We start from the raw sequence: 13964 nt of genomic DNA, 5'->3' as shown, positions 1-13964 counted from the left end.
AAAGTATTTCTAGATTAATGCCTATAAAGGTAGTTTGGGGTAGAGATAAAGATTAACCCTAATCTGAAATATGTGGACTTTATTAAGCTTTATTTGAAAATAAGGAAGATTTAACTAAGCATAATAAGCACTGCTCCTACAGCGGTCAACACTAAAATCATTTTTCTGAAAAATGCTTCTTTAATGTATTTAATAAATTTGACCCCTACGAAGAAACCTAATAGAATGCCAGGCAAGAGCATCAAGTTTAATTGTAACGACTCTACGGAAATGGTTTTCCAAACAAAAAAGTGAAAGGGTAGTTTAATAATGTTTATGATCAAGAACAACCAAGCCGCAGTGCCAATAAAATGGTTTTTAGGTAGGCGCATGGCTAAAAAATAAATATTGGAAAAAGCTCCCGCCAAATTTCCCACCATGGTGGTAATACCTGCAATGGTACCAATAGAACCTGCAAACGACCAATGTGATGGTACGTTCTTATCTTTTTTACGGTCCCAATAGAACATCATACCTACGGTAATGATGATGATGGTGGCCATTGCTATTTTAAAAAACTTCTCAGGCAGCCCATTACCAACAAACACCCCTATTAAAAGTCCGACCAACATCCATGGTAGCACTTTAAAAACATATTTCCATTGTGTGTATCGGTTATAGTAAATTACTGCAAAAATATCGGCGAGGACCAGTAACGGTACTACCATACCCGTGGATTGTCTTGCGCCAAATGCTAACGCCATGATCGTAACGTTTAAAACGGCAATGCCTTTTATTCCCGCTTTGGATAATCCTATAATAAAGGTGGCTATAGAAGCAAGAATCCAAGCCGTTGGGGTAATTTCAGAAGTTATTGATAGTAGCACGTAGTACGTTTAGCGTATTAGATATAAAAATGTTCTAAAATAATATATCTTTAACAATCAACCTAAAACCAACTTATGGAACTCAGTACATTAGACTATGCATTTATTATAGTTTTCTTCTCTCTTGTCTTAGGAATAGGAGTATATGTGTCTAAGAAATCAGGCAAAAACTCTTCAGAATTTTTTCTATCGGGCCGTACAATGCCATGGTGGTTACTTGGTCTTTCAATGGTAGCGACAACATTTTCAACGGATACCCCCAATTTGGTAACAGATATTGTTCGTACTAACGGAGTTTCGGGGAACTGGGTGTGGTGGTGTTTTTTGATTACCGGTATGTTGACCGTTTTCGTTTATGCCAAACTTTGGCGTAAATCTAACGTAAATACAGATTTAGAGTTTTATGAAATGCGCTATGGTGGTAAGCCGGCAAGTTTTTTAAGAAAGTTCAGGGCGGTTTATTTGGGCGTTATTTTTAACGTGATTACCATGTCTGCGGTAACCTTGGCGGCAATTAAAATAGGTAGTATAATGCTGGGTCTAGAACCATGGCAAACCGTGGTCAGTGCAGGTCTTATAACGGTTACCTTTAGTGCCTTAGGCGGATTTAAAGGTGTGGTATATACAGATTTCCTTTTGTTTTTTGTTGCCATGGCCGGTGCCATAGGAGCAGCATATTATTTAGTGAATATTCCTGAAGTTGGAGGAATTGAAGCTTTAATGGCGAATGAAAATGTAACAGAGAAATTGAACATATTGCCAGATTTCAGTAACAAGAAAGCATTGATAACTTTATTTATAATACCGCTGGCCGTACAGTGGTGGAGTTCTTGGTATCCAGGTGCCGAGCCAGGCGGTGGTGGTTATATTGCACAACGTATGTTGGCGGCAAAAGATGAGAACCATGCTATTGGGGCAACCTTCTTTTTTAATATTATGCACTACGCATTAAGACCTTGGCCATGGATTTTAGTGGCATTGGCTTCTATAGTGGTTTACCCAGATTTGGCGAGCATACAAGAAGCTTTCCCAAATGTAACGGCAGATAAATTAGGTCATGATTTAGCATATTCGGCAATGTTGACCAAACTACCAAGCGGATTGTTAGGAGTTGTTCTAGCATCTTTGGTGGCGGCCTACATGAGTACCATTAGTACCCAATTGAACTGGGGCTCTTCATACATTGTTTATGACTTTTATAAACAACAGATCAATCCTAATGCATCTGAAAAGCGATTGGTAGCGGTAGGTAGAATTTCAACCGTAGTATTAATGATATTCAGTGCTGCACTGGCATTATTGCTACAAAACGCATTACAGCTGTTCGATGTCCTATTGGCATTCGGAGCAGGTACAGGGTTGATTTTTATACTTAGATGGTTCTGGTGGAGGATTAATGCATGGAGTGAGATTACGGCAATGTTTGCATCGGGTATTATTTCTATCATCTTAAAATTAACTCCCGTAGGTGCATATTTATTTGCTACCGAAACAGGTTTGTTGCCAGATTGGTCAGAGTATATATTTATAGTAGTGGTAACGACCATTATTTGGTTGATCGCTACATTTATGACGCAGCCAGAGTCTAATGAAACGTTGAGAAGCTTCTACAGAAAAATACAACCAGGTGGGCCGGGTTGGTCCAAAGTAGTTGATGAAGCAAAAACCGATGCAGTGGAAATTGTAAAGGATAAGGAAAAGTGGAGTGTACCTGCAGGGGTAACCGCAATGTTATTAGGTGTATTATTGATTTATTCGATCATGTTCGCTACCGGATATTGGATCTATGGTAGAACTACCCAAGCAATCGTATTAACGGTTGTTTCAATAATAGCAGGTGTATTGCTGGTAAAAGCATGGAATCGCTTAAAAGGCAATATTTTATAAGATCAACATGAAGAAGGACAGAATTGTTTCGGTCGACATCTTTAGAGGAGCTACCATACTGTTAATGGTATTGGTGAATACACCAGGAACATGGTCAAATGTGTACGGGCCTTTTTTACATGCAGATTGGCACGGTTATACACCAACAGATTTGGTTTTTCCGTTCTTCTTGTTCATTGTTGGTACATCAATAGCCTTTTCATATAAGAACAGAACGGTTGATGCAAAAGCATATAGAAAAATTGGGATCCGGGCAATGAAGTTAATTGCTTTGGGTCTTTTCTTAGGGGCATTTTTAATTCATTACCCATTCTTTAAAAATTTCAGTGACATTAGATTTCCTGGGGTATTACAACGTATAGGAGTGGTATTCTTTTTAACAGCTATTTTGTTTATTAACCTAAGTTGGAAAAAACTAATTTGGGTAACGGCGGTATTACTAATAGGATATTGGTTATTAATGACGTTCGTTCCTGTAGAAGGAGTGGCATCCACCTTGGAAAGAGCACCCAATAATTTGGCAAACTGGATAGATGTAAAAGTTTTTGGTACGCATAACTATAAGGCAGATTACGATCCAGAAGGCTTGTTAAGTACAGTACCAGCTATTGCCAGTTCTTTATTAGGGGTATTTACAGGATTGATACTAACCGCTAAGCAAGAAAAGAAAGCGACTATTCTAATGGGCATAGGCGGCAGCTTCTTGATCATAGGGCATATGTGGGATTTAGTGTTTCCTATTAACAAAGCACTATGGACAAGCAGTTTTGTATTGGTCACTGCAGGTTGGGCAAACCTTATTTTGGCACTTATATATTACCTGACAGATGTAAAGAAAATTGAATATGGATCTATATTCAGATATGCAGGAGCAAATGCTATTGTAATATATTTTCTTTCTAGCTTCATTAGCAAGGTGATGGGTCAAATACAAGTGGGCGACACCTCATTACACGGTTGGTTGTTTCAAAAAGTATATGTCCATGACTTTCTTGCACTAGAAACTTCATCCTTATTATATGGGCTAAGTGTAGTACTGTTCTATAGTCTTGTGGGCTATATCCTATATCAGAAAAAGATATTTATAAAGGTGTAGCAATAGGCTTACTTAATCATCAATTTTGCTACGTACTTGCCAATAACATCAAATTCCAAGTTTACAATGGTGCCCGGTTTATAGGTGTTAAACCTAGTGTGTTCGTAGGTGTAAGGTATAATGGCAACTTCAAAAGTATTCTTGCCAGAATTTACTACAGTTAAGCTTGTACCATCTATAGTAATAGAACCTTTTTCAATAGTGGGGTTACCAGTTGCCGCATCATAGGTGAAAGAGAAAATCCAGCTTCCATTATCTTCTCGAACACTTGTACATTCCCCGGTCTGATCTACATGGCCTTGAACAATATGCCCATCTAACCTAGAGCCCAAGATCATAGCACGTTCAAGATTGACCGTATCATTTATCTTAAGTGTATCAAGGTTGGTTTTATTCAACGTTTCGGCAATTGCGGTAACCGTATAAGTAGTATCCGTAAGGCTAACGACCGTTAAACAAACACCGTTATGAGCTACGCTTTGATCAATTTTAAGCTCTGGAGTTAAACTAGATGCTATCTTAATGTCCAAGTTGCCACCTTTAGGTTCAAGAGCGGTGACCTTACCTAATGTTTCAATAATTCCCGTAAACATGTGTCGTTTAATTTAAGTAATTTTGAAAATTCAAAATTGAGTACAAAGGTACAGATTATCATGGACGAAAATAGGAAAATAAGGTTAGGTATCTCTATAGGAGACTTAAATGGTATAGGTTGTGAGGTCGCTTTAAAAACATTCGAGGACAGTAGAATGTTAGATTTTTGCACACCGGTTATTTTTGCCTCAAATAAGACCGTTTCCTTTCAAATGAAACAATTAAAATTAAATATTGCTTTCAATGGTATACCTCATGCTTCAAAAGCAATAGATAATAAAATCAATATTGTAAATGTTTGGAAAGAAGTGCCTAGGGTTGATTTTGGTCAAGCGACCAAAGCAGGTGGCGAGTATGCTATTAAATCATTAAAAGCAGCAGTGGAAGCTTTAAAGAATGGAGATATAGATGTATTGGTAACGGCACCCATCAATAAGAACAATATACAATCTGAGGAGTTTAATTTTCCAGGGCATACAGATTTTTTAGCGCAAGAGCTAGAAGGTGAAAGTCTAATGTTTATGGTTACAGATACGTTAAAGGTTGGTTTGCTTACAGATCATGTGGCCGTAAAGGATGTATCTGCCGCTATAGTACCTAGGTTAATACGTGATAAGATCAACACCATAGAGAAATCATTGAAAATGGATTTCGGTATTCGCAAGCCAAAAATAGCTTTGTTGGGTATTAATCCGCATAGTGGTGATAATGGAGTAATAGGCAAAGAAGATGATAAAGTTTTAAAACCTGTCATAAAAGAAATGGCCGAAAAGGGACATTTGGTCTTTGGTCCATATTCTGCCGATAGTTTTTTTGGTTCTGACGCCTATAAAAAATTCGATGCTATTTTAGCGGCATATCACGATCAAGGTCTTATACCTTTTAAAACAATATCGTTTGGGCAAGGAGTCAATTTTACCGCCGGATTGAATAAAGTAAGAACTTCACCCGATCACGGTACCGCATTTGAGATAGCTGGTAAAGGTGTTGCAGATGAAAGTTCTTTTAAAGAAGCTGTGTTCATGGCATTGAACATTTTTAAGAACAGAACAGAATATCAAGAGCTAACACAAGATGTATTAAAAAAGCAGCGTTTAAAGAGAGAACGTTAAATTTTGGTACAATAAAAAAGTTATAAAGATAAATAGTTGATAACTATTGTCTTTTATTAAAATAATAGTATCTTTGCACCCGCCTTTTATGGGCGATTAGTGTTAATTTAAGTGTGTACGTGATGAAGCAAAAGGAGTTCAATATTCCTTTCTCAGGTTTGAAGCAAGGAAAACACAACTTTAATTACCAGATTGACAATACGTTCTTTGATTCTTTTGGATACGATGAATTTAACGCAGCCAGCATCAATTTAGATGTAGTACTTCATAAAACAAGTACCATGATGGAGGTTGATATGAACGCATCGGGAACAGTTAATGTAGCTTGTGATATTACCAGTGAACCATACGATCAGTCCATAAGTGGAGATTTACGTTTGGTGGTAAAATTCGGTGAGGAGTATAACGATGAAGATGATGAAATTTTGATTCTTCCTCATGGTGAACATCAATTGAACATTGCACAGTATGTGTATGAAATGTTGGTGTTAGCGGTTCCGCAAAAAAGAATACACCCTGGTATTGAAGATGGCACTTTACAATCTGAAGTGTTGGACAAATTGAACGAGCTTCAACCAAAAGAGAAAAGATCAAACAAAGAAGAAAACGATCCCAGATGGGATGAATTAAAGAAACTATTAACGGATAAATAAGGTTTAAATGGCACATCCTAAAAGAAAAATTTCCAAAACAAGGAGAGACAAGAGAAGAACTCATTATAAAGCGGTAGCACCTACTTTAGCAAAAGATTCTACTACAGGTGAAACACACCTTTACCACAGAGCACACTGGCACGAAGGTAAATTACATTATAGAGGTCAAGTTTTGGTTGATAAAACCGAAGAAGCAGAAGCTTAAGACTTTTTTACAATATACTAAGCTCCCACTTCATTAGAAGTAGGGAGTTTTTTTTAGTCCAATTTGTATTTTATCACTTTGTAACTCAGATAATTTAAAAGGTTATAGCCTTAGTGCTATCAATTGCAATTTTTCAAAAACCCGATAACTTTAGGCGAAAAGTCGTTGAAAATCACTAATTTTCATGACTTTTGACTCGTTTTTTAAGTTTTTTACAAGAAAGCAAATAAAGTATGACCAAAATTACAGCAGCTATTACCGCAGTAGGAGGCTATGTTCCCCAGTTTGTAATGACGAACAAAATGCTTGAGGAAATGGTTGACACCAATGATGAATGGATTACTACCAGAACAGGTATTAAGGAAAGAAGGGTGTTAAAAAAGGAAGAAGGGGAAGGTACTTCATATTTAGCCGTTAAGGCGGCCCAAGACCTTATGGAAAAGAAAGGGCTTGATGCTGCCGAAATAGATTTGGTCATTGTAGCTACCGCTACACCAGATAGTATGGTAGCCTCTACGGCAGCTTTTGTAGCCTCTGAAATTGGGGCTGTAAACGCCTTTGCTTATGATCTATTGGCGGCATGTTCCAGTTTTCTTTTTGGAATGTCAACAGTTGCCGGGCATATTGAGACAGGTAGATATAAAAAGGTATTACTTATAGGTGCAGATAAAATGTCATCTATAATAGATTATACAGATAGAACAACCTGTATAATTTTCGGTGATGGTGCCGGAGCAGTACTTTTTGAACCTAATACCGAAGGCTTGGGTCTACAAGATGAATACCTTAGGGCAGATGGTACAGGAAGACAATTTTTAGGCATGGAAGGCGGTGGATCTTTAATGCCGGCCACAATTGAAAGTGTAACCAATAAAAAACACTATATTTTTCAGGAAGGAAAAACAGTGTTCAAATTTGCGGTTTCCAATATGGCAGATGTAGCGGCCAAGATCATGGATAGAAATGATCTTACCGAGTCAGACGTTGACTGGTTGGTGCCACATCAAGCTAATAAGAGAATCATTGATGCCACAGCAAAAAGAATGGGTGTAGATGATTCAAAAGTGTTGATGAATATTCAGCGCTACGGTAATACCACATCCGGTACATTACCACTTTTACTTTTCGACTACGAAAAACAGCTTAAAAAAGGGGATAACTTGGTTTTCGCAGCCTTTGGTGGCGGCTTTACCTGGGGTTCTATCTACCTTAAATGGGCGTATAACTAACATCAACTACCAATTATAACTTAGAGAAATATGGATATTAAAGAAATTCAAAGCCTTATCAAGTTTGTTGCCAAGTCTGGCGCTAGCGAGGTAAAACTCGAGACGGATGATATAAAGATTACCATCCGTACCGGAAGCTTAACTGGTAATTCTGAGCCAACCTATGTGCATACAATGCCTATGGCTCAACCTGCCGTACCTGCTCCTGTAGCAGCTGCACCGGCAGAAGTAGCTGCACCTGCAGCGGCCGCATCTGAAGCTGAGCAGAAAAAAGCGGATGATGATAAATACATCACGATCAAATCTCCGATCATTGGTACTTTCTACAGAAAACCTTCTCCAGACAAACCAGTATTTGTTGAGGTAGGAGATACTATAGGGACCGGCGATGTACTTTGTGTTATTGAGGCAATGAAATTGTTCAATGATATAGAATCTGAAGTTTCTGGTAAAATTGTCAAGATTTTGGTAGATGACTCTTCTCCAGTTGAGTTTGATCAGCCATTATTTTTGGTAGACCCTTCTTAACTAAATTTTGAGTAGTCATTGTTAGATGCCGTTATTGAACGGTGTGTAAGAATCATGTAGAACCAAGAACTTAAAATTTAAAAGATGTTTAAAAAAATACTGATTGCCAATAGGGGAGAAATCGCTTTGCGTGTTATCCGTACCTGTAAAGAAATGGGTATTAAAACGGTAGCCGTTTATAGCAAGGCCGATGAAGAAAGTTTGCATGTTCGTTTTGCAGATGAAGCTGTTTGTATTGGTCCTGCCGCTAGTAGCGAATCTTATTTAAAGATCCCTAACATTATTGCTGCTGCTGAAATAACCAATGCAGATGCAATACACCCAGGGTACGGTTTTCTATCTGAAAACTCAAAGTTCTCACGTATTTGTGCAGAACACGATATAAAATTTATTGGAGCATCTGGCGATCAAATTGATCGTATGGGTGATAAGGCTACGGCCAAGCAAACCATGAAAGAGGCAGGTGTACCTTGTGTACCTGGTTCAGATGGTCTTTTAAAAGATGTTGCCGATGCCAAGAAAGTAGCCAAAAAAATGGGCTACCCGGTAATGATCAAAGCTACTGCCGGTGGTGGTGGTAAAGGAATGCGTGCCGTAATGTCTGAAGACAAAATGGAAGAGCTTTTTGATAGTGCCGTAAATGAGGCTACCGCTGCCTTTGGTAACGGTGGTATGTATATGGAAAAGCTGATCGAAGAACCTCGTCATATTGAAATTCAAATCGTCGGTGATCAATTCGGTAAGGCATGTCACTTATCTGAAAGAGACTGTTCAGTACAACGTCGTCACCAAAAGTTAACAGAAGAGACTCCTTCACCTTTCATGACAGACAAGTTAAGGGAGCAAATGGGTGAGGCTGCGGTTAAAGCAGCAGAGTATATAAAATATGAAGGTGCAGGTACCATTGAATTTTTGGTAGACAAGCACCGTAAGTTCTATTTTATGGAGATGAATACACGTATTCAGGTAGAACACCCAATTACGGAGCAGGTTATAGATTACGATTTAATTCGTGAGCAAATATTGGTAGCCGCTGGTGTGCCAATTTCTGGTAAAAATTATCTTCCAAAATTACACTCCATAGAATGTAGAATTAATGCAGAAGATCCTTATAATAATTTTAGACCATCGCCGGGTAAGATTACGACCTTGCATACACCAGGTGGTCATGGAGTTCGTATGGACACCCATGTGTATAGTGGGTACAGTATTCCTCCAAATTACGATTCAATGATCGCTAAGTTGATTACCACCGCCCAAACTAGGGAAGAGGCAATCAATAAAATGAAACGCGCTTTAGATGAGTTCGTAATTGAAGGGATTAAAACCACCATACCTTTTCATAGGCAATTAATGGATCACCCAGATTATTTGGCGGGTAATTATACTACGGCCTTTATGGATGATTTTAAAATGGATCCTCCAAAAGAACATTAATAAAAACTCCAACAGCAATGTTGGAGTTTTTTTTATTCTATTTTGTGATGGAATTTCTATCTTATATCACAATCAAAATAGTACTATGGATCTAAGCTACTGGGAACGTACATCATGGTTTTCTAATATCGATTTTACAATCGTGGGTAGTGGTATAGTAGGTTTAAATTGTGCTTTAGAATTGCGTAGGCAGCATCCAAAAGCACATATTCTAGTATTGGAAAAAGGAAAACTGCCGCAAGGCGCTAGTACAAAGAATGCTGGTTTTGCCTGTTTTGGCAGTATTTCAGAAATCTTATCGGACCTTAAAACACATACAGAACTAGAAGTGGTGCAATTGGTACAAGATAGGTTCAATGGCATACAATCGCTTCGTAGTATTTTGGGTGATGCTGCCATAGGATATCAAAATAATGGTGGACATGAATTATTTCTGGAAAAAGATTTGGCCTTATATGAAAGATGTATACAGAAGATGGAAACCGTCAATGAGTTACTACACCCTGTGTTTAAAAAGAATGCTTTCAAAATAGCTCCAAATGATTTTGGTTTTAAAAGGCTTCATAAAAACTACATTTCACAAGTTTTTGAAGGACAAATAAACACGGGTAAAATGATGTGTTCTTTGGTACAATTAGCACATCAAAAAGGCATCAGAATCCTAAATTCAACACAGGTGAAAACTTTTGAAGATTCCGGATCGTCCGTAACGGTTAAAACAGACGACATAGAATTTGTGACTAAGAAATTGTTAATAGCTACAAATGGTTTTGCCGCCCAATTACTATCAGAAAATGTAAAACCGGCAAGAGCACAAGTGTTAATTACAAAACCGGTAAATAATTTGGCCATTAAAGGCACGTTCCACTTAGAAGAAGGGTATTATTATTTTAGAAATATTGATGACCGTATTTTATTGGGCGGCGGAAGAAACCTAGATTTTAAAACAGAGGAGACAACCGAGTTTGGAACTACAAGTTTGGTAGAAAATAAACTTAAAGAGCTGCTTTCCAATATCATTTTACCTGAAACGGCATTTGAAATAGATTATAGTTGGAGCGGTATTATGGGTGTTGGTCAACAAAAGAAACCCATTGTAAAACAAGTATCTGCTAATGTATTTTGTGGTGTGCGTTTAGGTGGTATGGGCATTGCCATTGGTACTACAATTGGTAAAAAATTAGCACGTTTGGTCAACTAATAAATGCACCATTTAACCTGTTTTTTTAAATCTTGTCCAAAAGAGAGGTGTACTCTTGTTTTTATTTATAAATTGTATGCCCCCTCAGATTATCTATTACCCTAAGTGCGCTTATAAGTTTGCCCTAGAACAGTGAACTTTTAAGAAGGTTTGTAATAGCATGTATACTATATGAGAACATTATTTAATAGAATTGCTACGGCTGTACTATCAGTTGTATTGGGTTTTACTTGTTTAACAAGTTGTGGATTGACAAAAACCGATTATCAGCGAGAATATGCCAGGGTATGGAAAGAGCATATTAAGAGCGAAGCATGGAAACAATCTCTCATTTCAAATAATGAGTATGCCAAAGATGATTTATATGCCAGTACAGACACTGAAGTGACTTTAGCAGAAGAGGAAACAAAGGTTTCCGGATTCAATGCCACATATGAGTCTTTAGTTTCAAAAGCCTATTTTAAAATTATTACCGAAGCGGAAAAAGCAGATGCTAAAATTACAGCAGACTACAAGATGCTAAAGGATAATGATACAGCACTAAAAGTAGACAAGAAGAGGGTGCAAGCGATTACAAAACGCTATGAAGCACATAAAGCAATGCTTAGCGGATTAAAATCTTGGAATATTTTTAGCGAAGACCGCTCTGGTGATTTGGAATATTTTAAGGCAGAAAATGAAATTGAGATTCAAAAGATGCTCAGTGCTGGTGAAAGTGATAATCAAATTGTAAATTACTTGATCTATAAACTGGCAGATCTGTACCACATTGAAGGAAATTGATTCACTTAAAAATCTAAAAAAAGACGCTTACAACTTTTGTGTTCTTTTCGTTAACGAGAGGTTGGCGAGAATTCAAGGTCAGATCAAGGAACTTGAAACGGCTTTAACCTCAGAGACCAAAAGTAGTGCTGGTGACAAGCATGAAACCGGCCGTGCCATGATTCAGTTAGAACGGGAAAAACTAGGGCAGCAGCTGGCTGAACTTGAAAAAACCCAGCAACTATTATCTAAGGTCCCAAAGGAAGGAAGTCCAGAAACTGTAGGTTTGGGAAGTCTTGTCATTACAGACTCGTTCATATATTTCATTGCTATATCAGCAGGCGAATTTAAGGGTACGGGTAAGTCCGTCTACTGTATTTCTGCGGCAACGCCTATTGGTAAGCTTGTCTTTGGTAAAAAAGTAGGGGATGTTTTTAGTTTTAATGGTAAAGAACTAACTATCATTGATGTTCATTGATGAACCTTTGTGCTTAAATTTTAGCTAACTTATAGTGCTATATTAAATAGCTTTTTTTAATCACAGGTAACATTTGATTCAAGTAAATTTTTAGTCAGTAAATCATGGAAATATTCTACTTACTTATTGCAGTCATTGCCATAATTATATTGACGACTAAGCTTAAGATCCATGCTTTTTTAGCCTTGTTTATCATATCTATTTTATACGGCATTTTTGCTGGTATGCCTTATGGCGATATCATTACATCTATAAATGATGGTTTTGGGGGTACACTTGGTAAAATAGGGCTGATTATTGTACTGGGAGTAATTATTGGTGCATTTTTGGAGCATACCGGTGGTGCATTTGCAATTGCAGAAAAAGTCTTGGGGTGGATAGGTAGAAAACGGGTACCCACGGCAATGGGTATTATTGGTTATATCGTATCTATTCCCGTATTTGCGGATAGTGGTTTTATGTTGCTACATCCTCTGAATAAAAGTCTTTCCAAGAAAGCCAAAATCTCCATTGCCGGTCCGGCAATAGCATTGGGTTTGGGTTTAATGGCGTCGCACACTATGGTACCACCAACACCCGGTCCTATAGCGGCGGCAGGTATTTTGGGTGCAGATTTAGGTTTGGTCATCGCTTTTGGATTTCCCACCAGTATAGTCGCTTTGGTTGTCGGTATCATATTTGCCAAAAAGTATGCTTCAAAAACAATGATAACGCCCAATGTTGAAGATGCGCTAGAGGCAGAATCAGAAATTAAAGATTCGCCAAGCGCTTTAAAGGCCTCTATTCCTATTTTGGTCCCTATTTTATTAATTGTCTTGAAATCCGTCTTGAATTCCATGAACATTGGGCAAGAAAACGGACTTTTGGATTTCATCAATTTTGTGGGTGAGCCGGTTATTTCTTTATTGATCGGCGTATTCTTATGCCTGCTCTTGCCCAAAAAATTAAATTACGATATGCTTTCTTCTGCGGGGTGGGTAGGTAAGGCTATCAAAGACGCTGCGTCTATACTTTTAATTACTGGAGCTGGAGGAATTTTTGGTAAAATTTTACAGAACTCTGGTATAGCCGATATTCTTGGGCAAACCTTGACCGATTATAATATGGGTATCTTTCTTCCTTTTGTTTTAGCTGCGGCCTTAAAAACTGCACAAGGTTCATCTACCGTAGCATTGGTAACTACGGCATCTATCATAATGCCTATGATGGCCTCTTTGGGTTTTGATACAGAAATACAAAAAGCTTTGGTCGTAGTGGTTATTGGGGCGGGTTCTGCGGTAATTTCCCATGCGAACGACAGCTTTTTTTGGGTGGTAACACAAATGAGTGGTATGAACGTAAAAACAGGATATCGACTTTTTGGATTAGGTACGGGCGTTCTTGGTCTTACAGGAGCAATAACTGTATTTGTATTCTACACTATATTCGTTTAGAAATACAGCGTTTAAAAATCCGGTTTACTTCGGTTAATTTTTTTGAGCGAAGCAATTTTCTTGCTTTTCAATCTTTTTTCTATAGAAGAACGGGTGGGCTTACTTTTCTTTCGTGCTTTGGGAATGATCAATGATTTTTCCAGAAGCTTAAAAAATCTTTTAATGACCAAGTCTTTATTCTTGTGTTGGCTACGGGATTCATCGCACTGTAAAATCAAAATGCCCTCTTTGCTGAGTTTGTTGCCTAATTTTAAAAGAAGCCTTTTTTTCTGTCGTTCTGTGAGTCCGTCAGAAGCTGCTATCTGAAACGACAATTCTACTTTAGAAGAGACTTTATTTGCATGCTGACCACCGGGACCACTACTTCTAATGGCTTTAAACTGGAGTTCATTAAGAATTTGTTCTTGGTTCACAATATGCTTTTTGTAAATGTAGTCAAAAAGTAAAGCGTTCTATGTAGTGGCGTAATAGATACTATACTAT

The 13964-nt window shown here is 37.8% G+C and carries 15 protein-coding genes; 12 read left to right on the top strand and 3 right to left on the bottom strand.

Features of this window, described 5'->3' with window-relative positions:
- Window positions 1-110 precede the first annotated feature (110 nt).
- Complete coding sequence (locus tag YQ22_RS07655; protein ID WP_071340706.1) at window positions 111-866, bottom strand: sulfite exporter TauE/SafE family protein; 756 nt, start codon at window positions 864-866, stop codon at window positions 111-113.
- A 75-nt stretch (window positions 867-941) separates the two neighbouring features.
- On the opposite strand from YQ22_RS07655, the gene YQ22_RS07650 reads away from it, so the two are divergent.
- Window positions 942-2753: a sodium:solute symporter family protein gene (locus YQ22_RS07650; protein WP_058104660.1), complete on the top strand. Its 1812-nt coding sequence runs from the start codon at window positions 942-944 to the stop codon at window positions 2751-2753.
- A 7-nt stretch (window positions 2754-2760) separates the two neighbouring features.
- Window positions 2761-3849, top strand: a complete 1089-nt coding sequence (locus YQ22_RS07645) for an acyltransferase family protein (RefSeq protein ID WP_071340705.1) — start codon at window positions 2761-2763, stop codon at window positions 3847-3849.
- Between the two features lie 8 nt (window positions 3850-3857).
- On the opposite strand, the gene YQ22_RS07640 is transcribed toward YQ22_RS07645, so the two are convergent.
- Window positions 3858-4442 (bottom strand): riboflavin synthase, encoded by a 585-nt coding sequence (locus YQ22_RS07640; protein WP_071340704.1) that lies wholly within the window; start codon window positions 4440-4442, stop codon window positions 3858-3860.
- Window positions 4443-4502: 60 nt separating this feature from the next.
- Here YQ22_RS07640 and pdxA point away from each other — a divergent pair, with 60 nt between their 5' ends.
- From pdxA to YQ22_RS07590, 10 genes are all read left to right on the top strand, one after another.
- The gene (gene pdxA, locus YQ22_RS07635) at window positions 4503-5555 is read left to right on the top strand and encodes a 4-hydroxythreonine-4-phosphate dehydrogenase PdxA (RefSeq protein ID WP_071340703.1); all 1053 of its coding nucleotides are present in this window, start codon (window positions 4503-4505) and stop codon (window positions 5553-5555) included.
- A gap of 122 nt (window positions 5556-5677) precedes the next feature.
- A complete protein-coding gene (locus YQ22_RS07630) occupies window positions 5678-6208 on the top strand; it encodes a YceD family protein (protein ID WP_071340702.1) in 531 nt (176 codons plus the stop codon).
- 7 nt (window positions 6209-6215) lie between these two features.
- Window positions 6216-6413, top strand: coding sequence for a 50S ribosomal protein L32 (rpmF, locus tag YQ22_RS07625; protein ID WP_058104665.1), 198 nt, complete (start codon window positions 6216-6218; stop codon window positions 6411-6413).
- 233 nt (window positions 6414-6646) lie between these two features.
- A complete protein-coding gene (locus tag YQ22_RS07620; protein ID WP_071340701.1) occupies window positions 6647-7642 on the top strand; it encodes a beta-ketoacyl-ACP synthase III in 996 nt (331 codons plus the stop codon).
- 30 nt (window positions 7643-7672) lie between these two features.
- The gene (accB, locus tag YQ22_RS07615; protein ID WP_058104667.1) at window positions 7673-8170 is read left to right on the top strand and encodes an acetyl-CoA carboxylase biotin carboxyl carrier protein; all 498 of its coding nucleotides are present in this window, start codon (window positions 7673-7675) and stop codon (window positions 8168-8170) included.
- Between the two features lie 84 nt (window positions 8171-8254).
- Window positions 8255-9607 (top strand): acetyl-CoA carboxylase biotin carboxylase subunit, encoded by a 1353-nt coding sequence (gene accC / locus YQ22_RS07610; RefSeq protein WP_058104668.1) that lies wholly within the window; start codon window positions 8255-8257, stop codon window positions 9605-9607.
- Window positions 9608-9692: 85 nt separating this feature from the next.
- Window positions 9693-10808 carry an NAD(P)/FAD-dependent oxidoreductase gene (locus YQ22_RS07605; RefSeq protein ID WP_071342532.1) on the top strand — a complete coding sequence of 372 codons (1116 nt, stop codon included), beginning with the start codon at window positions 9693-9695 and terminating at the stop codon, window positions 10806-10808.
- Between the two features lie 171 nt (window positions 10809-10979).
- On the top strand, window positions 10980-11591 hold the full coding sequence (locus YQ22_RS07600; protein WP_071340700.1) for a hypothetical protein: 612 nt from the start codon (window positions 10980-10982) through the stop codon (window positions 11589-11591).
- Window positions 11592-11652: 61 nt separating this feature from the next.
- Entirely contained in the window at window positions 11653-12048 is a 396-nt protein-coding gene (locus YQ22_RS07595; RefSeq protein WP_232231360.1) for a 3-oxoacyl-ACP synthase, read from the top strand.
- Between the two features lie 104 nt (window positions 12049-12152).
- Window positions 12153-13481, top strand: a complete 1329-nt coding sequence (locus tag YQ22_RS07590) for a GntP family permease (RefSeq protein ID WP_071340699.1) — start codon at window positions 12153-12155, stop codon at window positions 13479-13481.
- Window positions 13482-13492: 11 nt separating this feature from the next.
- Here YQ22_RS07590 and arfB read toward each other — a convergent pair whose 3' ends face one another.
- A complete protein-coding gene (gene arfB, locus YQ22_RS07585) occupies window positions 13493-13894 on the bottom strand; it encodes an alternative ribosome rescue aminoacyl-tRNA hydrolase ArfB (protein WP_071340698.1) in 402 nt (133 codons plus the stop codon).
- Window positions 13895-13964 lie beyond the last annotated feature (70 nt).

This window comes from Maribacter sp. 1_2014MBL_MicDiv, from assembly GCF_001865655.1.
Lineage (GTDB): Bacteria > Bacteroidota > Bacteroidia > Flavobacteriales > Flavobacteriaceae > Maribacter > Maribacter dokdonensis.
This window is presented reverse-complemented; position numbering and strand designations above follow the sequence as displayed.

Bases quoted from the DNA above. Each gene is read 5' to 3' on its own strand.
- YQ22_RS07630 (WP_071340702.1), top strand. From the start codon at position 5,678: ATGAAGCAAAAGGAGTTCAATATTCCTTTCTCAGGTTTGAAGCAAGGA.
- rpmF (WP_058104665.1), top strand. From the start codon at position 6,216: ATGGCACATCCTAAAAGAAAAATTTCCAAAACAAGGAGAGACAAGAGA.
- YQ22_RS07605 (WP_071342532.1), top strand. From the start codon at position 9,693: ATGGATCTAAGCTACTGGGAACGTACATCATGGTTTTCTAATATCGAT.
- YQ22_RS07590 (WP_071340699.1), top strand. From the start codon at position 12,153: ATGGAAATATTCTACTTACTTATTGCAGTCATTGCCATAATTATATTG.
- YQ22_RS07640 (WP_071340704.1), bottom strand. From the start codon at position 4,442: ATGTTTACGGGAATTATTGAAACATTAGGTAAGGTCACCGCTCTTGAA.
- YQ22_RS07645 (WP_071340705.1), top strand. From the start codon at position 2,761: ATGAAGAAGGACAGAATTGTTTCGGTCGACATCTTTAGAGGAGCTACC.
- YQ22_RS07600 (WP_071340700.1), top strand. From the start codon at position 10,980: ATGAGAACATTATTTAATAGAATTGCTACGGCTGTACTATCAGTTGTA.
- YQ22_RS07650 (WP_058104660.1), top strand. From the start codon at position 942: ATGGAACTCAGTACATTAGACTATGCATTTATTATAGTTTTCTTCTCT.
- accB (WP_058104667.1), top strand. From the start codon at position 7,673: ATGGATATTAAAGAAATTCAAAGCCTTATCAAGTTTGTTGCCAAGTCT.
- accC (WP_058104668.1), top strand. From the start codon at position 8,255: ATGTTTAAAAAAATACTGATTGCCAATAGGGGAGAAATCGCTTTGCGT.
- pdxA (WP_071340703.1), top strand. From the start codon at position 4,503: ATGGACGAAAATAGGAAAATAAGGTTAGGTATCTCTATAGGAGACTTA.
- YQ22_RS07620 (WP_071340701.1), top strand. From the start codon at position 6,647: ATGACCAAAATTACAGCAGCTATTACCGCAGTAGGAGGCTATGTTCCC.